The 22,820-nt window shown below is 36.4% G+C and carries 23 protein-coding genes; 21 read left to right on the top strand and 2 right to left on the bottom strand.

Features of this window, described 5'->3' with window-relative positions:
- Positions 1-27: 27 nt before the first annotated feature.
- Entirely contained in the window at positions 28-540 is a 513-nt protein-coding gene (locus PGC14_RS05600; RefSeq protein WP_039763935.1) for a hypothetical protein, read from the bottom strand.
- A gap of 169 nt (positions 541-709) precedes the next feature.
- Here PGC14_RS05600 and PGC14_RS05595 point away from each other — a divergent pair, with 169 nt between their 5' ends.
- From PGC14_RS05595 to PGC14_RS05555, 9 genes are read left to right on the top strand one after another with little or no spacing between them, the layout of a single operon-like run.
- Complete coding sequence (locus tag PGC14_RS05595; RefSeq protein WP_271629858.1) at positions 710-943, top strand: DUF5685 family protein; 234 nt, start codon at positions 710-712, stop codon at positions 941-943.
- 25 nt (positions 944-968) lie between these two features.
- Positions 969-1,547: a DUF5685 family protein gene (locus PGC14_RS05590; protein WP_271629751.1), complete on the top strand. Its 579-nt coding sequence runs from the start codon at positions 969-971 to the stop codon at positions 1,545-1,547.
- Positions 1,547-2,122, top strand: coding sequence for a J domain-containing protein (locus tag PGC14_RS13250; RefSeq protein WP_039763933.1), 576 nt, complete (start codon positions 1,547-1,549; stop codon positions 2,120-2,122). Before PGC14_RS05590 ends, PGC14_RS13250 begins: the two co-directional genes overlap by 1 nt.
- Positions 2,123-2,135: 13 nt before the next feature.
- Entirely contained in the window at positions 2,136-3,407 is a 1,272-nt protein-coding gene (locus PGC14_RS05580; RefSeq protein WP_271629750.1) for a M16 family metallopeptidase, read from the top strand.
- Between the two features lie 18 nt (positions 3,408-3,425).
- Entirely contained in the window at positions 3,426-3,866 is a 441-nt protein-coding gene (gene dut, locus PGC14_RS05575; RefSeq protein ID WP_039763930.1) for a dUTP diphosphatase, read from the top strand.
- A gap of 29 nt (positions 3,867-3,895) precedes the next feature.
- A complete protein-coding gene (locus PGC14_RS05570) occupies positions 3,896-4,132 on the top strand; it encodes a PRC-barrel domain containing protein (protein WP_127351769.1) in 237 nt (78 codons plus the stop codon).
- A complete protein-coding gene (locus PGC14_RS05565; RefSeq protein ID WP_039763929.1) occupies positions 4,129-4,719 on the top strand; it encodes a hypothetical protein in 591 nt (196 codons plus the stop codon). The genes PGC14_RS05570 and PGC14_RS05565 overlap by 4 nt, the downstream gene beginning before the upstream one ends.
- Positions 4,716-5,204: an Lrp/AsnC family transcriptional regulator gene (locus PGC14_RS05560; RefSeq protein ID WP_039763928.1), complete on the top strand. Its 489-nt coding sequence runs from the start codon at positions 4,716-4,718 to the stop codon at positions 5,202-5,204. The genes PGC14_RS05565 and PGC14_RS05560 overlap by 4 nt, the downstream gene beginning before the upstream one ends.
- Entirely contained in the window at positions 5,201-6,421 is a 1,221-nt protein-coding gene (locus tag PGC14_RS05555) for an aminotransferase class I/II-fold pyridoxal phosphate-dependent enzyme (RefSeq protein ID WP_039763927.1), read from the top strand. The genes PGC14_RS05560 and PGC14_RS05555 overlap by 4 nt, the downstream gene beginning before the upstream one ends.
- Here the strand turns inward: PGC14_RS05555 and PGC14_RS05550 are convergent.
- Positions 6,363-7,241 (bottom strand): RluA family pseudouridine synthase, encoded by an 879-nt coding sequence (locus PGC14_RS05550; RefSeq protein ID WP_039763926.1) that lies wholly within the window; start codon positions 7,239-7,241, stop codon positions 6,363-6,365. The two genes, PGC14_RS05555 and PGC14_RS05550, sit on opposite strands and share 59 nt — an antisense overlap.
- 114 nt (positions 7,242-7,355) lie before the next feature.
- Here PGC14_RS05550 and era point away from each other — a divergent pair, with 114 nt between their 5' ends.
- From era to PGC14_RS05490, 12 genes are all read left to right on the top strand, one after another.
- Positions 7,356-8,258 (top strand): GTPase Era, encoded by a 903-nt coding sequence (gene era, locus PGC14_RS05545; protein ID WP_039763925.1) that lies wholly within the window; start codon positions 7,356-7,358, stop codon positions 8,256-8,258.
- A gap of 6 nt (positions 8,259-8,264) precedes the next feature.
- Positions 8,265-8,999, top strand: coding sequence for a DNA repair protein RecO (gene recO, locus PGC14_RS05540; protein ID WP_039763924.1), 735 nt, complete (start codon positions 8,265-8,267; stop codon positions 8,997-8,999).
- A gap of 54 nt (positions 9,000-9,053) precedes the next feature.
- The gene (locus PGC14_RS05535) at positions 9,054-10,349 is read left to right on the top strand and encodes a glycine--tRNA ligase (RefSeq protein ID WP_307189050.1); all 1,296 of its coding nucleotides are present in this window, start codon (positions 9,054-9,056) and stop codon (positions 10,347-10,349) included.
- A gap of 111 nt (positions 10,350-10,460) precedes the next feature.
- Positions 10,461-13,112 (top strand): pyruvate, phosphate dikinase, encoded by a 2,652-nt coding sequence (ppdK, locus tag PGC14_RS05530; RefSeq protein WP_271629749.1) that lies wholly within the window; start codon positions 10,461-10,463, stop codon positions 13,110-13,112.
- A gap of 167 nt (positions 13,113-13,279) precedes the next feature.
- Positions 13,280-14,302, top strand: a complete 1,023-nt coding sequence (locus tag PGC14_RS05525; RefSeq protein ID WP_039763917.1) for a sugar-binding transcriptional regulator — start codon at positions 13,280-13,282, stop codon at positions 14,300-14,302.
- A gap of 69 nt (positions 14,303-14,371) precedes the next feature.
- On the top strand, positions 14,372-15,385 hold the full coding sequence (gap, locus tag PGC14_RS05520; protein WP_039763988.1) for a type I glyceraldehyde-3-phosphate dehydrogenase: 1,014 nt from the start codon (positions 14,372-14,374) through the stop codon (positions 15,383-15,385).
- Positions 15,386-15,519: 134 nt separating this feature from the next.
- Positions 15,520-17,472 carry a triose-phosphate isomerase gene (gene tpiA / locus PGC14_RS05515; protein WP_271629748.1) on the top strand — a complete coding sequence of 651 codons (1,953 nt, stop codon included), beginning with the start codon at positions 15,520-15,522 and terminating at the stop codon, positions 17,470-17,472.
- Between the two features lie 24 nt (positions 17,473-17,496).
- The gene (gene gpmI / locus PGC14_RS05510) at positions 17,497-19,035 is read left to right on the top strand and encodes a 2,3-bisphosphoglycerate-independent phosphoglycerate mutase (RefSeq protein WP_271629747.1); all 1,539 of its coding nucleotides are present in this window, start codon (positions 17,497-17,499) and stop codon (positions 19,033-19,035) included.
- A 48-nt stretch (positions 19,036-19,083) separates the two neighbouring features.
- Entirely contained in the window at positions 19,084-20,388 is a 1,305-nt protein-coding gene (eno, locus tag PGC14_RS05505) for a phosphopyruvate hydratase (protein ID WP_039763914.1), read from the top strand.
- Between the two features lie 173 nt (positions 20,389-20,561).
- Positions 20,562-21,956, top strand: a complete 1,395-nt coding sequence (gene uxaC / locus PGC14_RS05500) for a glucuronate isomerase (protein ID WP_271629746.1) — start codon at positions 20,562-20,564, stop codon at positions 21,954-21,956.
- Between the two features lie 159 nt (positions 21,957-22,115).
- The gene (locus PGC14_RS05495) at positions 22,116-22,364 is read left to right on the top strand and encodes a DUF6364 family protein (protein ID WP_271629745.1); all 249 of its coding nucleotides are present in this window, start codon (positions 22,116-22,118) and stop codon (positions 22,362-22,364) included.
- Positions 22,351-22,779, top strand: coding sequence for a PIN domain-containing protein (locus PGC14_RS05490; RefSeq protein WP_271629744.1), 429 nt, complete (start codon positions 22,351-22,353; stop codon positions 22,777-22,779). The genes PGC14_RS05495 and PGC14_RS05490 overlap by 14 nt, the downstream gene beginning before the upstream one ends.
- Positions 22,780-22,820: the final 41 nt, after the last annotated feature.

Here is a 22,820-nt window from a genome sequence, read left to right as displayed (position 1 = left end):
ATAGCCCACTTTTTTCTTTTATTTCGTTTATTTTTTCTTTTTACTTTTCTTTTTTTCACCTTTTCCTTCTTTCTTGGTCTTATTGGTAGTCTCTTTTTCTTTTGCAGGCTCGCTATGTTCTTCCTCTTCCTCATCTTCCTTAACTTCTTCGTCTTCTAACAGCACTTCCTCGTCCACATCTAATTCTTCAAAATCTAATGGAGTGTCCACAAGGTCAATTTCTTCATCTGGTAGTTCTGTCAGAATATCTGGTTCTATATCTACAAAGTCGCTTTCGAAATTCTCTGGCTCTGGTTCTTTCAATGCATCTTCTTCTATCTCAGCGTCATCAACAACACCTGTTAAAAGTCTTTCTTCAAAACAAGAATCACACATGTCTTGGTCCTCTGGAATATACTCCTCATGGCAGTATGGACAAAGTTTCATGTTTTCTTCTGTGACCTTTTTTAGCTGCTCTAAATCCCTTTTGCAAATAGGGCAGAGGTCTTCCTCCTCAGGTATTCTGTTTAACTCACATCTTGGACAGTATTTATAACCCATCTTCTTTTTCCCCCTAAAAAAGTTGATTTGCTATCAAGATAATATTAATTAGTCTTATGAAAAAAATCAACTAAATTTTACTTAACAACAGCCTTTATTTTTGCTACTATAAAAACATAAAGAAAATAAAGACGTAAGGGGAAGCTTTCTAAAGTTGTTTGGATATGTCGTGCCGTATAAGCCCGAACTTAAAATACGAGATTACAATTATTATAAAGCAATCTACTGTGGAATATGTCTGCAGACAAAAAAGATTGGTAATATTCCGAGAGTATTTTTAAATTACGATTTTGTGTTTTTATACCTGATTTTAAAAGATCATTTTAACATACAAGAAGAATTCGGCAATACAAGATGTATCGCTCATCCTCAAAAAAAAGGGAGTATTTATCAAATCAAATAAAATTTTAGAGTATGTAAGCGACCAAATGGTGATGTTGAGTTTTTTAAAACTCTATGATGATTATGTTGACGAAAAACGACTTATAAGTTTTACTTTATACAATGTGTTAAGACCATATCTCAAAAAGATAACAAGAATGTATCCTACATCGTTTAAAAAGATAAAAGAACTATTTGAGAAGCAACTTTTGCTTGAAAAATCAGAATGTCAAAACATTGATGAGGTGGCACACAATTTTGGCCAGATTTTGGCTGAGATTTTTGCATACAATAACGATCCAAAGTTAAGAGAGATAGGTTTTTATACTGGTGTTTGGATATACCTTGTTGATGCCATTGATGACTATATTGATGATGTGAAAAAAAAGAGATATAATTGTTTGAAATATCATCTTCAAAGGTGCAAAGAGAACAGTGCTCTATTTGAAAGAGAGATAAGTATCCTTAAAGTGAGTTTAGATAATTATCTTGCCAGATTGAATGGACTTATAAAAGGGTATAATAATCAGTTGTTAGACAATATAGTTCAACTTGGAATGTACTCAAAGACAGAAGAGGTAATAAACAAATTGAAAGCAAACTTTTTTAAGGAGTTGAAGATGTGATGAGAGACCCGTATGAGATTTTAGGTGTGAGAAAAGGTGCAACAAAAGAAGAGATTAAAAAAGCTTATCTTGAGCTTGTTAAAAAGTATCATCCAGATAAATTTAAAGACAACCCACTGCGTGAACTTGCGGAAGAGAAGTTAAAGGAGATTAATGAAGCATATAATATACTTATGAATGATCAATACTCAAGCTATGAGTATTCTACATATGACCAAAATTCTATTTACCAGCAAGCAAGAGATTTAATTGCGCAAGGCAATTTAAGTGCAGCAGAGAACTTGCTCAATCAAAACCCACAAAATGATGCAGAGTGGTTTTACTTAATGGGAATAATATATCAAAAAAGAGGGTGGATAAATCAAGCCTACAGGTATTTTGTTGAGGCATATAGTCGTGACCCCAGCAATTTTGAATACAGACGTGCAAAAGAACAGTTTGAGACAACCTCAAGAAATTACGAATGGTCAGCATATAACAGGGGTTATAGACGCCATGATGACTGTGATATATGTACAATATGTCAGATAATCGCCTGCTGGGAATGTTGTTGTGACAATGACGTTGGTTGCTGAGGAGGTAGAATGGTTGATAAATCTCTACAAACTTGACAACAATCTTCGGCTCGTGTATGAAAAAGTAGATACTGTAAAGACAGTAAGTGTTGGAGCATGGATATTAGCAGGTTCAAGGTATGAGACTAAAAGTGAGAATGGGATTTCTCATTTTATCGAGCATATACTTTTTAAAGGTACAAAAAATAGAAGCTCCAAAGAAATAGTCTATGAAATAGAATCCATAGGTGGGCAAATAAACGCGTTTACTGCAAAAGAGTATACTTGTTTTTATGTAAGAGTATTAGACGAGTTTTTGGAAAAAGCATTTGAAATCCTGTCTGATTTACTTCTAAATCCTCTAATAAATCCAGAGGATATTGAGAAAGAAAAAACTGTTATAATTGAGGAAATTAATATGTCAAAAGATGACCCGGAAGAAATTTTGTACCAAGCATTAAATGATTTGATATGGAAAGGGGAAACGTTATCATATCCAATAATTGGGAAAGAATCTACTGTAAAAAGGATTGACAGAAACAAGATATTAAATTTTATGAGAAAGAGATATAAGCCCGAAAATGTAGTGATTTCAGTGGCTGGCAACTTTGATGAAGCCCATCTTATAGATTTATGTGAAAGATATTTTGGTAGTTGGGAAAGATATTTAAAATCAAAAGACACGAATAACTCATCAGAACCTATCTTCAAAAGGGGAGCAGTTATAAAGTCAAAGAAGAGTGACCAAGCCCAAATTGCAATAGCATTCGAAGGTTTTGGTCAAGAAGATGAAAATGTTTATAAGTTGTTAATAGTTTCAAACATACTTGGTGGTGGCATGAGTTCAAGACTTTTTCAGAAGGTAAGAGAAGAACTTGGACTTGTTTACAGTATAAATTCTTTTGTCAGCACTTATAAAGATGTAGGGACATTAATAGTGTACGCTGGAACAAGCCCAAAGAATGTAGGAGTGGTTTATAAAGAGATTCTTGACCAGATTAAACTCCTGATAAGGGGAAACTTAACTCCTGATGAGGTGGAGGTCGCAAAACAGCAGATAAAAGGAAGTATAATTTTTGGATTGGAGAACACAAGTAGCAGGATGTCAAACCTTGGGAAGAATATGCTACTTTTAAATAGAATAATTGAAATGCAGGAGATAATTAATATGATTAATTCTATTAAATTCGACCAAGTTATGGACATAGTAAGAGAAGTATTGACAAAAGAGTTTTCTGTAGCTGTTGTGGGAAACAAAAAAGAGATAGATAGTAAAATTTTTGAGGAGAGACTTGTAACCGAATGAAAAAGGGGAGGAAGACAGATGATTTTAAAGATAAAAAGGGCAGATGATGCAAAAGATTTACCTTTGCCTCAATACGCTTCAGCTGGTTCTGCCGGGATGGACCTTTTTGCTTGTGTGGAGAATGAAGTGGTCATCAACCCTGGTGAGATAAAGCTTATCAGAACAGGGATATACATAGAGCTTCCAGATGGCTATGAAGCTCAGATAAGACCACGAAGCGGGCTTGCATTAAAATATGGCATTACAATTTTAAATTCCCCTGGAACAATTGACAATGACTACAGAGGAGAGATATGTATAATCTTGATTAATCTTGGGAAAGAGCCGTTTGTAGTAAAAAGAGGTGATAGAATAGCTCAGATGGTGATATGCAAGTATGAAAAGGCGAGAATAGAGGAGGTTTACAAACTTTCTGAAACAGAGCGTGGAGATGGTGGTTTTGGTTCAACCGGTATTTGAACAATTTCGAAAAAGAGGTGGTATCAAGATTGCTTTTGAGTAATATAAAAAATTCAAAGCCTATTGTGTGTCAGCATTCAGGAAAGATTATAGGCAATTCAGATGACATAGAAGTTTTGATTGACGATGATGGAAATATTTGCGGCATAGAGATTAGAAAAAGGCGAAATTTCCGGTGGGAGACAGAATTTATTGGATGGGAAAATATAGTTGTAATTGGTGATGATGTGATAATTGTAAACATAAAAGAGGGGGAGCTTGAATGATACTTCCAACCTCCTTTTTTGGATACTCAAAAGTTGAGGTAAGGGCGTATATTGAAAAGTTAAATGAAGATTTTAAAAACCAATCTTACAAGCTTGAAAACCAAAAAGAACTACTTATAAAAGAAAACGAAAGACTTAAAAAGGAGATTGAGAGGTTAAGTCTTCAGCTGTCTTCCGTACATGTCAAAGACATAAGCTGCTACCAAAGATTTGTTGATGAGTACTTTTTTAATGAATGGAAGGAATATTATTCAAAAAAGGCTTCAGAGGTTGAAGCTGAATATTCAAAAAGCTTAGAAGAGCTTGAAAAAATTAAAGAGAATACACTTAATCACATCTTGTACATAAAAAAGCAGAAAGAAAAAACCATTAAAAAACTAAAAGAGACTGTAGATGATATAGAAAGTTTACTTAATAATGAAGAAGAGTTATCTTTAAGGAAATTGCGAAGAGATTTTTACGTTGACGGTAACCTTATTTTACCATCAGGTATCATTATAAACCATGAAGTGATTGAAAATATGAAGGAAAGAGGATTTTTGATAGAATTTTTGAAACATCTTGCAAAGGAGGATGAAGATATATGAACACAGAAATAAAGGTTTTAGAACTTCTTGAGCAAAACCCAAAGCTCTCTGCAGAAGAAATTGCCATTATGCTAAATGAAAAGAAAGAGGAGATTGAAAGAGTAATTAAAAAGCTTGAAGATGAAAAGGTAATAGTCAAGTATCACACAATTGTCAATTGGGAAAAGACAGAAAAAGAGGTGGTGGAAGCAATAATTGAGGTAAAGGTAACTCCTCAAAGAGGTGTTGGATACGATGCAATTGCAAAAAGGATATACAAATTTCCAGAGGTCAAGGCGGTTTATCTTCTTTCTGGAAATTATGACTTACATGTAATTGTTGAAGGAAAGACAATGAAAGATATTGCCCATTTTGTAGGTTCTAAACTTGCACCGCTTGAATATGTTTTGTCTACAGCAACCCACTTTATAATGAAAAAATACAAAGACGCAGGGGTAATCTTAGAAGATGGTGAGAAGGATGACAGGGAGGTAATAACACCGTGAACTTAGAAAGATTTCTATCAAGGTCTGTTCAAAGTGTTCCACCTTCTGGTATTCGAAAATTCTTTGATATCGTCTCTGAAATGAAAGACGCTCTTTCGCTTGGCGTTGGGGAGCCAGACTTTGTTACACCCTGGAGTATAAGAGATATGGGCATATACTCTATTGAAGAAGGGCATACACATTACACATCAAACTATGGACTACTTGAACTCAGAAAAGAAATCAGCAATTACCTAAAGAGAAGATTTGACCTTAACTACCCCAATTATAGAGAACAAATTTTAGTTACAGTTGGTGCAAGTGAAGCTATTGACATTGCACTAAGAAGTATTATAAATCCTGGCGATGAGGTATTAATTCCTGAACCTTCATTTGTTTCTTATAAACCCTGTACAATTTTTGCAGGGGGTATTCCTGTTGAGGTTCCGACAAAAGCAGAAAATGATTTTAAACTTCGAGCAGATGATATAATTCCTAAAATTACACCACGGACAAAAGCTCTAATACTTTCATATCCAAATAATCCAACAGGCGCAATTATGACTAAAGAGGACTTAAAAGAGCTTGTCGATGTTTTGAAGGATAAAGACATTATTGTTATTTCAGATGAAATATATGCTGAGCTTACATATGAGGGTGAACATGTTTCTATTGCCAATTTTCCAGAGATGAAAGATAAAACAATACTAATAAACGGTTTTTCGAAGGCGTTTGCAATGACAGGTTGGAGACTTGGGTTTGTTGCAGCAAATGAGGTTTTTATAAAAGCAATGGCAAAAGTACATCAGTACATTATAATGAGTGCTCCCACGTTTTCCCAGTACGCTGCAATTGAAGCCTTACGTAGTGGGGCAGCTGAAGTTGAAAAGATGAGAGAGGAGTACAATCGCCGAAGACGATATATGGTGAGTAGGTTCAATAAGATGGGACTTGAATGTTTTGAACCAAAAGGAGCGTTTTATGTCTTTCCCTCAATAAAATCAACTGGACTTTCATCAGAAGTGTTTGCTGAGAAGCTTTTGTATCAGCAAAAGGTAGCCGTTGTACCAGGAACTGCATTTGGAAGTTGTGGAGAGGGGTTTATCAGGTGCTCATATGCATATTCAATAGAAACTATAAAAGAGGCTTTAGACAGAATAGAAAAGTTTGTAACAAATTTTAAAGCTCCAACTCACAGCCAAGAAACTCAGAAAAATAGTGTGGTAGTGGAGCAGTGATATTGTATTGTCTTTCTATTAAGTTAAAATCAAACTTTATTGAATATGCATGAAGCAATAGCGGAAAGTCTTTATATTTTCCTGTTCCATAAAGAACATCACCAACAATAGGATAACCAATTGATGCCAAATGTACTCTTAACTGATGTGTACGGCCAGTAATAGGCTTTAGTTTCAAGATTGAGTAGTTACTTTTGTAGGCAATTACTTCGTAGTAGGTGATTGCATAATCACCATCTTCATTAATTTCTCTTTTTATTCCATCATTTGACCTGCTGATGGGTTTTTCTATAAACCCACTTTTTTTTGTCAAAATTCCATCCACCACAGCTATATATGTTTTCTCAATTGTCCTTTTTTCAAATTCCGAAGAAACTATACTGTGAAAGTAAGAGTTTTTGGCAAATACTACAATTCCAGAAGTGTCTTTGTCTAACCTGTTTATTATATGTGACGTAACTCCTTGAGAATTTAAATACCACTCAACATTATTTGCAAGAGTGTCAAAGTAATGGCCTTTAGATGGATGTGATGGAATACCAGATGGCTTGTTTACAAACAAAAAGAATTGATCTTCAAATAAAATATCAATACTACCTTTTATTGGAACTATATTTGAATAGATATCCTTTAGTTCAAGCTCTATTATTGACTCGGCAGTTGGGTGTTGATTGATTGAAAAAATTGGTGGTATAAACCTTATTTGTCCATTTGATTTTAGCTTGCTTAAAAGGGTTGATGAGAGAAATAACTTTTTTCTTAGAATTTCTTTGTATGTCATATTCAAATCCTCTTTTTTTATGACGTATACAAGTCTCATAATAAATTATTTTTCACCCTTCCTGTTAAAAATTGAACACATATGATATGATAATTTAAAGGGAGATTAAATACAATAATCTTTTTAATAATAAACGATGAGGTGATATCATTAATGGCATTTAAGTCAGGATTTGTAGCATTGATAGGACGTCCAAACGTTGGTAAATCAACGCTAATGAATTACTTTGTGGGAAAAAAAATTTCAATAATCTCACCGAAACCACAGACAACAAGAAATAGCATAAAAGGAATACTGACCCTGAATGATGCACAGGTAATATTTATTGATACACCTGGTGTTCACCCACCTAAGAACAAACTTGGTGAATATATGGTAAAGGTTTCTGAAAAGACCCTAAAAGAAGTAGACTTAATCCTTTATATTATTGAAGCTACTGACAGTGGAATTGGTCCGTGGGATGAAACAATCTTAGAAAAGTTAAAAGAGGTTCAAACGCCTAAGATACTGGTTTTAAACAAGGCTGATTTAGCATCCAAGGAGAATATCGAGATTTTAAAAAGTCTTTTTTCAGGCAGATTAAGTTTTGAATTTATAATCGAGATAGCCGCAATCAATGGGTATAATTGTGATGTACTGTTAGAAAAAATCAAAATGCTATTGCCAGAAGGTCCAAAGTACTATCTTGACGATATGACAACAGATGTGAGAGAGAGCTTTATTGTCTCTGAAATAATCAGAGAAAAGATTTTGTTAAATCTTTCTGAAGAAGTACCACATGGTGTGGGAGTTTCGGTTGAAAGGTTTTCTGAAAGAGAAGATAAGGATATTTTAGATATAGAAGCAACTATCTATTGTGAAAAAGAATCCCACAAAGCAATAATTATTGGAAAAGGTGGACAAATGCTAAAGAAAATTGGAATGCAAGCGCGCGAAGAACTTGAAATGTTATTTGGAATAAAAGTTAATCTTCAGCTCTGGGTAAAGGTTAAGAAGAACTGGCGAGATGATATATCTGCAATGAAGATGCTGGGATATAACCTAAAAGAGGTCTGATGGATAATGAAATTCATAAAGGCAAAAGGCATTGTGCTAAAAGATGTAAATTTTGAAGAGTCAAGCAAGATCTTGACCATCTTAACATCCGAGCTTGGAAAGATCCAGGCACTTTCAAAAAATTGCAGACGAACATTGAGTCCTTTGAGTGCTGTATCACAGCCGCTTATATATTCAGAGTTTGTGTTTACAAAAACAAAGGAGATTTACTCTATATCATCAGCAAGTGTAATTGAATCGTTTTTTGACATTACTCAAAATGTTTACCTTACTATTTACTCCAGTTACCTTATAGAGCTTGTAGACAGTTTCATCCAGATTGAGCAAAAAAACGAGGACGTGCTAAGACTTCTTTTGAACTCACTGTATATGCTGAAAAAAGGGGCAGATCCTGAGACTATATGCAGAATCTTTGAGATTAAAATGTTAATCTTTACGGGATTTTTCCCTCAATTTACCCAATGTGTGAAATGTCAAAAGTCACACCTGAGCCGTATTTTTTTCTCTTTCAAAAATGGAGGTGTTGTCTGCACAGAGTGTAAAGAAGAAGATGATATGGAAGTAAATCTTGAAGTTGTTGAAAAAATCTTAATAATTGCTGCAACAGATTTGAAAAAGCTAAGTAAAATAAGAATTAGTAAAGGTTTGAATGACATATTGAAAACCTTAATGACCACATATATTAAATTAGTATTGCAAAAGGATGTCAAAATCCTTGATTTTTTTAAATTTATAAAATAAAATAGATTCGACTGTACAAAATAAATTGAAGGTGGTAAGGATAGTATGGTAACAATGGATGAGATAGTATCACTTTGCAAACGTCGAGGATTTATATTCCAATCAAGTGAAATATATGGCGGACTGAACAGCTGCTGGGATTATGGACCACTTGGCGTTGAGATGAAGAACAATATAAAAAGGCTTTGGTGGAAAGCAAATGTACAGCTAAGGGACGATGTTGTCGGACTTGACTCAAGTATATTAATGAATCCAAAGGTATGGGAAGCAAGTGGACATTTAACTAATTTTGCAGATCCTATGGCTGATTGCAAGGTTTGTAAAAAAAGATGGAGGACAGACCAACTTTCTGAGTATAAATGTCCTGAATGTGGTGGAGAACTTACAGAAGCAAGGATGTTTAATTTGATGTTTAAAACCTTCATGGGCCCTGTTGAGGATGAGTCTGCAGTTGTTTACTTGAGGCCTGAAACTGCACAAGGTATATTTGTTAACTTTTTAAATGTCCAGCAAACCATGAGAAAAAAACTTCCCTTTGGAATTGCCCAAATAGGAAAGTCGTTTAGAAATGAAATAACACCGGGCAATTTCATTTTCAGGACAAGGGAATTTGAACAGATGGAAATAGAATACTTTGTAAAACCTGGGACAGACGAGTACTGGCACAAACACTGGATCGAACAGAGAATAAATTGGTATTATAAACTGGGTATTAGAAAGGAAAACATAAGAATACGAGAGCATGGGAAAGATGAACTTGCGCATTATGCAAAGGCATGTGTTGATATTGAATATTTATTCCCAATGGGCTGGTCAGAGCTTGAAGGTATTGCAAATAGAACTGACTTTGACTTGTCGAGACATCAGGAATACAGTGGTCAGAATTTGACATATTTTGACGATGAGACAAAACAAAGGTATATTCCATATGTAATTGAACCCTCTGCGGGAGTTGACAGGTCGCTTCTTGCATTTTTAGTTGACGCATATGAAAATCAGAAGATTGACGAGAATGATTCAAGGATTGTACTGCACCTTCACCCTGCTATTGCTCCAGTTAAAGCAGGCATTTTCCCGCTTTTGAAAAAAGAAGAGCTTGTAAAAAAGGCAAAGGAGATTTACAATAACCTCAAATACAAGTGGATTGTCCAATATGATGAAAGTGGCAGCATAGGCAAACGATACAGACGCCAAGATGAGATAGGTACTCCATTTGGAATAACAGTAGACTATCAAACCTTAGAAGACAACACAGTGACTATAAGGGATAGAGATACAATGGAACAGGTAAGAGTTCATATTGAAGAGATAATTCCATATTTGGAAGAAAAGATTGAAATAAAGTTTTAAATAAAATATATTTTCAAACTGCAAAAATATGCTATAATAATTTATGTTGTAGTGCGCGAAATTTTATTTAACATATTTTTCCAATCAAATTTCACATAGGAGGGATTTATATTGAGCAAAAAGAAATATGTGTACATGTTCTATGAAGGGAACAAAGATATGAGAGAGCTTCTTGGAGGGAAAGGTGCTAATCTTGCTGAGATGACAAATCTTGGACTTCCAGTTCCTCCAGGCTTTACCGTAACAACAGAAGCGTGTACAAGATATTACGACGAAGGCGAAAAGATAGCTGAGGAGATTGTAGAAGAAATCTTTGAAAAGTTAGCTGAACTTGAAAAGATTACAGGTAAGAAATTTGGAGATCCAAGCAATCCACTTCTTGTTTCTGTTCGAAGCGGTGCAAGAGTTTCAATGCCGGGTATGATGGACACTATCTTGAACCTTGGTATCAATGATGAAGTTGTCGAAGGTTTGGCAAAGCTTACAAATAATGAGAGATTTGCTTATGACTCATACAGAAGATTTATCCAGATGTTTTCAGATGTTGTTATGGGAATTGAGAAAGGCAAGTTTGAAAAGATACTCGATGAAGTAAAAGAAAAGTATGGTGCAAAGTATGATACAGATTTGACTGCTGAGCACTTAAAAGAAGTAGTTGTAAAGTATAAAGAGCTCTACAAGGCAGAAAAAGGCGAAGACTTTCCACAAGATCCAAAAGTACAGCTTTTAGAAGCAGTAAAGGCAGTGTTCAGATCATGGAACAACCCAAGAGCAATTGTTTATAGAAGACTCAATGAGATTCCTCATGACTGGGGAACAGCTGTAAATGTCCAGATGATGGCATATGGTAACATGGGCAATGACTCTGGTACAGGTGTTGCCTTCACACGAAATCCAGCAACAGGTGAAAAAGAGTTATATGGCGAGTTCTTAATGAATGCTCAAGGTGAAGACGTTGTTGCGGGTATCAGAACACCACAACCAATTTCAGCTTTAAAAGAGACAATGCCAGAAGTTTACCAGCAGCTTGCTGACATTGCAAAGAAGCTTGAGACATACTACAAGGATATGCAAGATATGGAGTTCACAATTGAAAAAGGAAAACTCTATATGCTTCAGACAAGAAATGGTAAGAGAACAGCACAAGCAGCACTTAAAATTGCAGTTGACATGGTTGAAGAAGGGCTTATAACAAAAGAAGAAGCAATGTTGAAGGTTGATCCAAAACAGCTTGACACATTACTTCACCCAACATTTGAACCAAGTGCACTAAAAGCTGCAAAGCCAATTGCAAAAGGCCTCCCTGCATCACCAGGTGCAGCAACTGGTAAGATTTACTTTACAGCTGAAGAGGCAAAAGCAGCAGTTGAAAGAGGTGAAAAGAAGGTTATTCTTGTCAGAACAGAGACATCACCAGAAGACATTGAAGGTATGGTTGCAGCTCAAGGAATACTCACATCACGAGGTGGTATGACATCACATGCAGCAGTTGTAGCAAGAGGTATGGGCAAGTGCTGTGTTGCTGGTTGTGGGGATATATCAATTAATGAAGAGGAGAAATACTTTACGACACCAGATGGCAAAGTATATCGCGAAGGTGATTGGATTTCACTTGACGGCTCAACAGGGTATGTATACGAAGGTGAACTTCCGACAAAAGATCCAGAGCTCACAGGTTACTTTGCAACATTTATGCAATGGGCTGATGAGATAAGAAGACTAAAGGTCAGAGCAAATGCTGATACGCCAAGAGATGCTGCACAGGCAAGAAAGTTTGGTGCAGAAGGTATTGGTCTTTGCAGAACTGAGCACATGTTCTTTGAAGAAGACAGAATACCAGCTATGAGAGAGATGATTGTTGCAAGAACAGAAGAACAGAGAAGAAAAGCATTGAACAAACTTCTCCCAATGCAAAGAGGCGACTTTGAAGCCCTCTTCAGAGAGATGAAAGGTTATCCAGTTACAATAAGGCTTCTTGACCCACCATTGCATGAATTCTTACCAAAAGAAGATGATGCTATAAGAGAACTTGCAAAAGAAATGGGTCTCACATTTGAAGAACTAAAGTCAATTGTTCAAAGCTTGCATGAGCTTAACCCAATGCTTGGTCACAGAGGTTGTCGTTTGGCTGTGACATATCCAGAGATTGCTGAGATGCAAACAAGAGCTATAATTGAAGCAGCTATAAATGTAAAGAATGAGGGAATAGATGTTGTACCTGAGATAATGGTTCCACTTGTTGGTGAACTCAAAGAGCTCAAGTACATCAAAGACATCATTGTTAAAACTGCTGAAAAGATCATGGAAGAAAAGGGTGTAAAGATTGAGTATAAAGTTGGTACAATGATTGAAGTACCAAGAGCAGCACTTACTGCTGATGAGATTGCAAAAGAAGCGGAGTTCTTCTCATTTGGTACAAACGACCTGACACAGATGACATTTGGATTTTCCAGAGACGATATAGGCAAGTTCTTAGATGACTACTTTGAAAAGAAGATATTCGAAACAGATCCATTTGCAAGACTTGATGAAAAAGGTGTTGGCAAACTTATCAAGATGGCCGCAGAGCTTGGACGTAGCACCAGACCAGATATCAAACTTGGAATCTGTGGTGAGCATGGTGGCGATCCATCCAGCATTGAGTTCTGCCACAATGCAGGGCTTGACTATGTTTCATGTTCACCATTCAGAGTGCCAATAGCAAGACTTGCAGCTGCTCAAGCACAAGTAAAATCAAAGATGAAAGCATTTATAGATAAATAATAGTTAGAAGGGGCAAAAAGCAGAGGAGGGTATAAAAGAAGAAGTTGCCTTCCTCTGCTTTTTTTGCATGTATACACTTGAACAAAGCTTTAAAAGTGATATAATTAATAGTGGGACAAAACTATATGTGGGATGGATAAACCTGTCCCTGATGGAGTAATGATGAGATGGAAGATTTTCTTGAGCTTTTAAAAAGAGTAACACCTGAAGTAATAGAAATATTTGAAAGAAGGTATGACATATTAAAAAACGTGAAATATTATCAGCCAATTGGTAGAAGGATGTTAGCTGAAAGGGTAAAGCTTTCTGAAAGAATTGTAAGAAATGAAGTAGACATTTTAAGAAGTCTTGGGCTTTTAACCATAACAGAGAATGGTACATTTTTGACAAATGAAGGAGAAGATATTCTTGAAAAACTTTCTAATATAGTATATGATATAAAAGGGTTAGAAGCTTTAAGAGAGAGGGTAAAAGATATTTTAGGTGCGAAAGATATCATTGTAGTTCCAGGAAATGCTGATACAAATCCATATGTACTGAGGGAATTGGGTATTGCAGCGGGTAAGGTTATTCTCTCCCTCTTACCAGAAGTCAAGATAATTGCCGTTACAGGTGGACAGACGGTAAAAGAAGTTGTTGACAATTTCCCAAGATGCTCTTTTAAAGATATCTTGGTAGTTCCAGCAAGGGGCGGAATTGGACAAGAGGTTGAAAAACAAGCGAATACCCTGGCAGCAAGTTTAGCTAAAAAATTGGGTGGAAAGTATAAGCTTCTCCACCTTCCTGATACGATGGACGAAGAGATATATAAACTGATTGTGAGAAAAGAAGAGGTTCAAGATGTTTTAAATGACATTAACAATGCCGATATGTTGATATTTGGTATAGGCAATGCGATTGAAATGGCAAAGAGAAGAAAATTTGGCGAAGAGATGATAGAAAAACTAAAAGAAGTGGGAGCGATTGGTGAGATTTTTGGTTATTATTTTGACAAAGAGGGCAATATTGTCTATAGTACAACCACAGTAGGTATAAAACTTGAAAAAATTAAAAACATTAAATATATGATAGGAGTTGCGGGTGGCGCGCACAAGGCAGAGGCAATACTTTCATTAAATGGTATAAAACATAACACAATATTTGTCATTGACGAGGGGATTGCACGTAGAATTTTGAGTATAAAAGGGTAGTAACACTGCTGCAATTTTAAGGTTGCTGCAGTGTTAAAAATAAAAAAAAGAGAAAGGATGGTAGGTAAGATGGCTGTTAAGATTGGTATTAATGGTTTTGGAAGAATTGGTAGAAATGCTTTTAAGGCAATTTTGGCAAAATATCCAAATGAGTTTGAGGTTGTTGCGGTAAATGACTTGACTGATCCAAAAACTTTGGCACATCTTTTAAAATACGATTCATGTTATGGTATATTCAATGGGACTGTTGATTATACAGACACGTCAATCATTGTAAACGGCAAGGAAATAAAGGTCTTAGCTGAGAAAGATCCAGCAAACCTGCCATGGAAGGATTTAGGTGTTGAGGTTGTAATTGAGTCAACAGGTAGGTTTACAAAGAAGCAAGATGCAGAAAAGCACATCCAAGCAGGTGCAAAAAAGGTAATCATCACAGCTCCGGCAACAGATGAAGATATCACAATTGTTATGGGTGTTAACGAAGAGATGTACGACCCTGCTAAGCACCATGTAATTTCAAATGCATCCTGTACAACAAACTGTTTGGCACCTGTAACAAAAGTAATTGACAAACACTTCAAAGTAAAGAGAGGTCTTATGACAACAGTTCACTCTTACACAAATGACCAGCAGATATTGGATCTTCCACACAGGGATTTAAGAAGAGCAAGAGCAGCAGCACTTTCTATCATTCCAACAACAACTGGTGCAGCAAAGGCAGTAGCGCTCGTTCTTCCACACCTCAAAGGAAAACTCAATGGTTTTGCACTCAGAGTTCCAACTCCAACTGTTTCTGTTACAGACGTTGTTTTTGAGGTTGAAAAGCCAACAACAAAAGAAGAAGTAAACAGCGTTTTGAAAGCTGCTGCTGAAGGCGAATTAAAGGGTATTTTAGGATACAGCGAAGAGCCACTTGTTTCTGTTGACTACAAGGGTGATCCAAGGTCTTCAATAGTTGATGCTCTCTCAACAATGGTTATAGAAGATACACTTGTAAAGGTTGTTGCATGGTATGATAACGAATGGGGATACTCTAACAGAGTTGCTGACCTTCTGAACTACATTGTTAAGAAAGGGTTATAATGATTTTTAAAAAAGACTGGTCCGGCAAGAAGTAGTGAGAGTGCAGTTTTGCCCGGACCAGTCTTGATTTGAAAAAGTGGAACCATTATCTTAGGTTTTCAAGGAGATAGAATATAGAAGAGGTGAGATTACTAATGCCAAGATTGAACAAGAAAACAATTCGCGATATAGATGTAAGTGGTAAAAGAGTGTTAGTCAGAGTTGATTTTAACGTTCCACAAGATGAAAATGGGAATATCACAGATGATAGAAGAATCAGAGAAGCGCTTCCAACCATTAAATATTTGATTGATCACAATGCAAAGGTAATTCTTGTTTCACACTTAGGAAGACCAAAGGGTAAGTTTGATCCAAAATATTCTATGGCACCTGTTGCAAAAAGGTTATCTGAGCTTCTTGGCAAGGAAGTTGTGCTTGCAAAAGATGTTATAGGCGAAGATGCAAAAAAATGCGTGGAACAGATGAAAGAAAAAGATGTTGTTTTGCTTGAAAATGTCAGATTCCACAAAGAGGAAGAAGAAAACGATAGAGAATTTGCAAAGGCTTTAGCATCGCTTGCAGACATTTACGTAAATGACGCATTTGGCACAGCTCACAGAGCTCATGCTTCAACAGCAGGTGTTGCAGAGTTCTTACCAGCAGTTGCTGGATTTTTAATGGAAAAAGAGATTGAAATGCTTGGCAATGCTCTTGCAAATCCACAAAGACCTTTTGTTGCAATCTTAGGTGGTGCAAAGGTTTCTGACAAGATTGGAGTAATTATGAATTTATTAGAAAAAGTGGATAGCCTGCTTATTGGCGGTGCAATGGCATATACCTTCTTGAAGGCAAAAGGATATAAGATTGGAAAATCAAAATGTGAAGATGACAAGCTTGATGTTGCAAGAGAGATAATGAAAAAGGCAGAAGAAAAAGGAGTAAACCTTTTGCTACCCGTTGGAAGCATAGTAGCAAAAGAGTTTAAAAATGATACTGAGTTTATGTACGTACCATCAGATGCAATGCCAGATGATATGATGGGTATGGATATAGGAAATACCACAATTGAACTTTTCTCAAAAGAGATAAAGAAGGCAAAGACTATTGTTTGGAACGGTCCAATGGGCGTATTTGAATTTCCAAACTTTGCAAAAGGAACAGAAGCTATTGCAAGAGCTGTTGCTGAGGCTGTTGAAGAAAATGGTGCAATTGCAATTATCGGTGGTGGCGACTCTGCAGCTGCTGTTGAAAAGCTCGGCTTTGCTGATAAGATGACACATATTTCAACAGGCGGCGGTGCTTCATTAGAGTTCTTAGAAGGCAAAGTTTTACCGGGTATTGCATGTCTTCTTGATAAAAATCCAAGAAAAAAGATAATCGCAGCGAACTGGAAGATGAACAAGACTCCTATTGAGGCGAAAGAGTTTGTTGAAGAGCTGAAAAAATATATTGATGATGTGCAAGCAGAGGTTGTAATCTGTGCACCTTCAATCCTGGTGCCATATGTCAAAGAAGCAATAGAAGGAACAAATATAAAACTTGGAACACAAAACATGTTCTATGAAGAAAAAGGTGCATATACGGGTGAGATCTCAGGTCCCATGTTAAAGGAAGTTGGAGTTGAATATGTGGTAATAGGTCACTCTGAAAGAAGGCAGTACTTTGGTGAAACTGATGAAATTGTGAACAAGAAAGTGTTAGCAGCGCTCAAGTTTGGTCTAAAGCCTATTGTATGTGTTGGTGAAACACTTAAGCAAAGAGAATATGGTATTACAGATGAGCTTGTAAGGCTTCAAGTAAAGATTGCACTAAATGGTGTGTCTAAAGAAGATATTGAGAAGGTTGTAATTGCATATGAACCCATCTGGGCAATAGGTACAGGTAAGAATGCAACACCTGAAGAGGCAAATAGAGTAATTGGGGTTATCAGAAATGTAATTGCAGAGATTTACGATGAAGATACTGCGCAAAAGGTTAGAATTCAGTATGGCGGTAGTGTAAACTCTGCAAATTCAGCTGACATTTTCAATATGCCAGAGATTGATGGAGGCTTGGTTGGTGGCGCAAGCCTTAATGCCCAAGAGTTTGCGAAAATATTACACTACTAATTATGGCAAGTAAAGGGGAATAAGATGATGAAAAAACCTGTTGTTCTTATCGTCATGGATGGTTGGGGTTACAACCCAAAGCAAGAGGGGAATGCTGTTGCTTTGGGTAAGACCCTCAACCTTGACTATTACGAAAAGAATTACCCATATACCTTGATTGGTAGCAGTGGAATGGACGTTGGTCTTCCTGAAGGTCAGATGGGAAATTCTGAGGTAGGTCATCTTAATTTGGGTGCTGGGAGAATTGTGTATCAGGAGTTTACAAGGATAACAAAGTCAATTAAAGACGGCGACTTTTTTGAAAAAGAAGAGTTTTTGATGGCAATAGAGAATTGCAAAAAATATAACTCTTCTCTTCATCTGATGGGGCTTTTATCAGATGGCGGTGTTCACAGTCACAACACTCACCTTTATGCACTTTTAGAGCTTGCAAAGAAGCATAATCTTGAAAAAGTTTATGTTCATTGTTTTTTAGATGGACGTGATGTCCCACCTTCAAGCGCAAAGATTTACATTGAAGAGCTTGAACAGAAGATGAAAGAGATAGGTTGTGGTAAGATTGCAACAGTGATGGGCAGATACTATGCAATGGACAGGGATAAAAGGTGGGAGAGAGTAGAAAAGGCTTATAATGCAATGGTGTTTGGTGAAGGCGAGTATGCAAGCTCAGCATTAGAGGCGGTTGAAAAGTCGTATGAAAAAGGTAATACCGATGAGTTTGTAATTCCGACTGTTGTGATTGAGAATGGTAAGCCCACTGCAACCATAAATGAACACGACAGCATAATATTTTTCAACTTTAGACCCGATAGAGCAAGACAAATCACAAGAGCATTTTGTGATATAGAATTTGACGGTTTTGAAAGGAAAAAAGGATATTTTGAAGTATTCTTTGTATGCATGACCCAGTATGATGTAACAATAAAGAATTGCCATGTTGCATTCAAACCTGAAAATTTAGAAAACACTTTGGGTGAGTATTTGAGCAAGCTTGGCCTAAAACAGCTCAGGATTGCTGAGACAGAAAAGTATGCTCATGTCACCTTCTTCTTCAACGGTGGTGTTGAAGTACCAAATGTCGGAGAAGACAGGGTTTTGGTACCATCACCGAAGGTTGCAACATATGACCTAAAACCAGAGATGAGTGCTTATGAGGTAACTGAAGCTCTACTGGAGAGAATTGAAAGTAACCAATATGATGTTATAATTTGTAACTATGCAAACGGTGATATGGTGGGACACACTGGAGTGTTGGAGGCTGCAATAAAAGCAGTTGAGGCTGTTGATGAGTGTATCGGAAAAGTTGTTAACAAAGTTTTAGAAAAAGGCGGAGTGGTTATTATTACTGCTGACCATGGTAACTGCGAACAGATGATCGATTATGAGACAGGTGAGCCTCATACAGCTCATACAACAAATAAGGTGCCTTTGTATCTTGTTGGGTATGGCAATGTTAAATTAAGAGATGACGGAATTTTAGCAGACATTGCTCCGACAATCTTAGACATCTTAAGGTTAGAAAAGCCTTCAGAGATGAAAGGAAGCTCGCTTATTATTAAATAAATTTATTTATAGAGACTGCAAAAAATGTTTAGAAGGAGGAATAAACGAATGAAAGTTGATCTTTCAATTACAGCTGTAAAAGCAAGAGAAATTCTTGATTCAAGAGGAAACCCGACTGTTGAAGTAGAAGTTGTTGTAAATGATGAGTTCGTAGGTAGAGCTGCTGTTCCATCAGGTGCATCCACAGGTATGTTTGAGGCTGTTGAACTCAGAGATGGTGACAAAAAAAGATATATGGGTAAAGGGGTTCTCAAGGCAGTTGAAAATGTAAATGAGGTTATTGCACCAGAGATTATTGGAATGAATGCTTTAAACCAAGTTGAGATTGACAGGCTTATGATTGAGCTTGATGGAACAGAGAACAAGAGCAAGCTTGGTGCAAACGCAATTTTGGGTGTATCTTTGGCAGTTGCAAAGGCAGCAGCGAACGCACTTGGTCTTCCACTGTACCAATACATTGGCGGTGTTAATGCAAAATATTTACCTGTGCCAATGATGAATATCTTAAACGGTGGTAAGCATGCTGACAACTCTGTCGATTTGCAAGAGTTTATGATAATGCCTGTCGGTGCAAAATCTTTTAGCGAAGCACTCAGGATGTGTGCTGAGACGTTCCATCACTTGAGAAATGTGCTCAAAGCAAGAGGATACAACACAACAGTTGGTGATGAGGGCGGATTTGCGCCAAATTTGAAGTCTAACGAGGAGCCATTGGAAGTGATTGTTGAAGCAATCGAAAAAGCTGGTTATACTCCAGGTAAAGATATAGCAATAGCGCTTGACCCTGCAACCTCTGAGCTCTACAATGAAGAAGATGGAAAGTATCATTTCGAGAGAGAAGGTAAAGTTAGAACAAAAGAAGAAATGGTAGAATTCTGGGTAAAACTTGTTGAAAAGTATCCGATTGTATCAATTGAAGACGGTGTTGCAGAAGAGGACTGGGAAGGCTGGAAGATGCTCACTGAAGCACTTGGTAACAAAATTCAGCTTGTTGGTGATGATTTGTTTGTTACAAACACAAAGAGGCTTGCAAAGGGAATTGAGCTTGGCGTTGCAAACTCAATATTAATTAAGCTCAATCAGATAGGAACACTTACAGAAACTTTAGAAGCAATTGAGATGGCAAATAGAGCAGGCTACACTGCAGTTGTATCACACAGATCAGGTGAGACAGAAGATACAACAATTGCTGACCTTGTTGTTGCAGTAAATGCTGGTCAGATAAAGACAGGTGCACCGTCAAGGACAGACAGAGTAGCAAAATACAACCAGCTATTGAGAATCGAAGAAGAGCTCGGTAGCGTTGCCGTATATCCTGGAATGAACGCATTCTTTAACTTGAAGAAAAAATAACTCCACAAAAGTCCAAATATAAGTTTTTGAATTCAAAACAGAATAAAGAAAGAGGGAAAGTGTTGAACTTTCCCTCTTTTCATTTTATAATATATTCAAACAGATTGAGTTGTGAATTTTGTTTGAATTTTTACAAAATTGTGTTGAAACAAGTTACAAGGAGGTTTGGAAAGATGAAAAGATTTATGGATGAGGATTTTCTCTTGAATAACCAGACTGCTAAGGTGCTTTACGAAAAATATGCAAAAGATATGCCAATTGTTGACTTTCACTGTCATTTAAGTCCAAAAGAAATTTATGAGAACAAGAGGTTTAAAAACATAACAGAGGTTTGGCTTGGAGGAGATCATTACAAGTGGAGGCTTATGAGAGCAAACGGAATTGAAGAAAAGTATATAACAGGTAGCGCAGATGACTATGAAAAGTTCTTGGCATGGGCAAAGACCATTCCAATGGCAATAGGAAATCCAATTTATCACTGGACACATTTAGAACTTAAAAGATATTTTGGAATAGATGAGATATTGAATGAAAAGTCAGCACCTATCATTTGGGAAAAGACAAACAAAGTTCTAAAAGAGCTTGGTGCAAGAGATATAATTTTAAAGTCCAATGTGGAAGTAATTTGCACGACAGACGACCCTGTTGATACACTTGAGTATCATTTAAAACTGAAAGAAGATAAAGACTTCAATGTCAAAGTTTATCCTACTTTCAGACCTGACAAGGGTGTGAACATTGAAAGAGAAACATTCATCCCGTGGGTAAAGAAGCTTGCAGAGGTATGTGGAAAGAAGATAGAAAGCTATGATGAGTTTTTAGATGCCTTAAAGTCAAGAGCAGAATTTTTTCACTCTGTGGGGTGTCGTGCCTCTGACCATGCTATTGACGATATGGTTTTTGCCGATGCATCTTTTAATGAAGTAGCTAATATTTTCAAAAAAGCTTTAGCAGGTGAGAAACTTACAGAAATTGAAGTTGCAAAATATAAAACGTATACATTGAGACTCTTAGGAAAGGTTTATTCAAGTCTCGGCTGGGCAATGCAGCTTCATATAAATGCTCTGAGAAACAACAACACACGAATGTTCAATATTTTGGGGCCTGACACAGGATATGATTCAATAAATGATAATCAAGTAGCTATTTCACTTGTTAAATTACTTGATTCATTAGAGAAGGAGAACTCTTTGCCAAAAACAATTTTGTATTCTTTAAATCCAAAAGACAACTATGTTCTTGCAACAATCATGGGGTCTTTCCAAGATGGTAGCATTCCTGGCAAGATGCAACTTGGTGCAGCTTGGTGGTTCAATGACAGCAAAGATGGTAACCTTCAACAGATGAAAGACCTTGCGAACCTTGGGCTCTTGAGCCGATTTGTTGGAATGGTAACAGATTCTCGAAGCTTTCTGTCCTATGTAAGGCATGAATACTTTAGAAGGCTTCTTTGCAACTTGATCGGTGAGTGGGTAGAAAATGGCGAATACTCTTATGATTTGGAGATACTTGGTAGAATAGTTCAAGGCATTTGCTATTATAATGCAAAAGAGTATTTTGGGTTTTAAAAGATAGATGAGAAAGACATAGGGTGGAGTTGTATATTCCACCCTATTTTTATACTTCCATTTCCTATCACATGATTGATTGGTGAATAATACATTCAAACTTAATGTTGAATCTCACGTAAATATGTGATACACTATTTTACGTGGAGGTGAAATAGTATGCGTAAATATCAGAATATTACTTTGTCTCTTCCTAAGGAACTAATTCAAAAGATAAAACATATTGCTGTTGAAAGGAATACATCTATTTCTGCGCTGCTTACAAGCTTGTTAGAAGAGCTTGTAAATAGGGAAGAGTCATATCAAAAAGTATATTTACAACATCTTAAACTTTTAGAAGAAGGATTTGACCTTGGAACAGGTGGAGCAATCAGTTGGAGGAGAGAAGATTTATATGAAAGAGAGTAGCTATCAATTTGTTGACACAAATATTTTGGTCTATGCTTATGATAAATCTGCAGGGGAAAAACACGTAATAGCTAAACAAATTGTGGAGAAACTTTGGAAAGAAAGAAATGGGGCCTTGAGCACTCAAGTTCTTCAAGAATTTTTTGTTGTTGTTACAAAAAAAGTTAAGAATCCTTTAAGTTTTGACAGCGCTTTTCAAATCATATCAGACTTAGGTTTATGGAAGGTAGCCACAATTGAAGTAAAAGATATTTTGGAAGCTATCAAGCTTTCACAAAGATATAAAATATCTTTTTGGGATGCTTTGATACTTTGCAGTGCTATAAATTTGGGATGTTCAGTAGTATGGAGTGAAGATTTAAATTCTGGTCAGTATTTTGGGAAAATAAAAGTAGTAAATCCTTTTTGTTTTTAAGTACATGGTGAAAATTTGAAATAGATTACATTTCCTTGGTT

The organism is Caldicellulosiruptor sp. DIB 104C, from assembly GCF_028198085.1.
GTDB classification, from domain to species: domain Bacteria; phylum Bacillota; class Thermoanaerobacteria; order Caldicellulosiruptorales; family Caldicellulosiruptoraceae; genus Caldicellulosiruptor; species Caldicellulosiruptor saccharolyticus.
The sequence above is the reverse complement of the archived record's forward strand: the minus strand, read 5'-3'. Positions and strand labels throughout refer to the sequence as shown.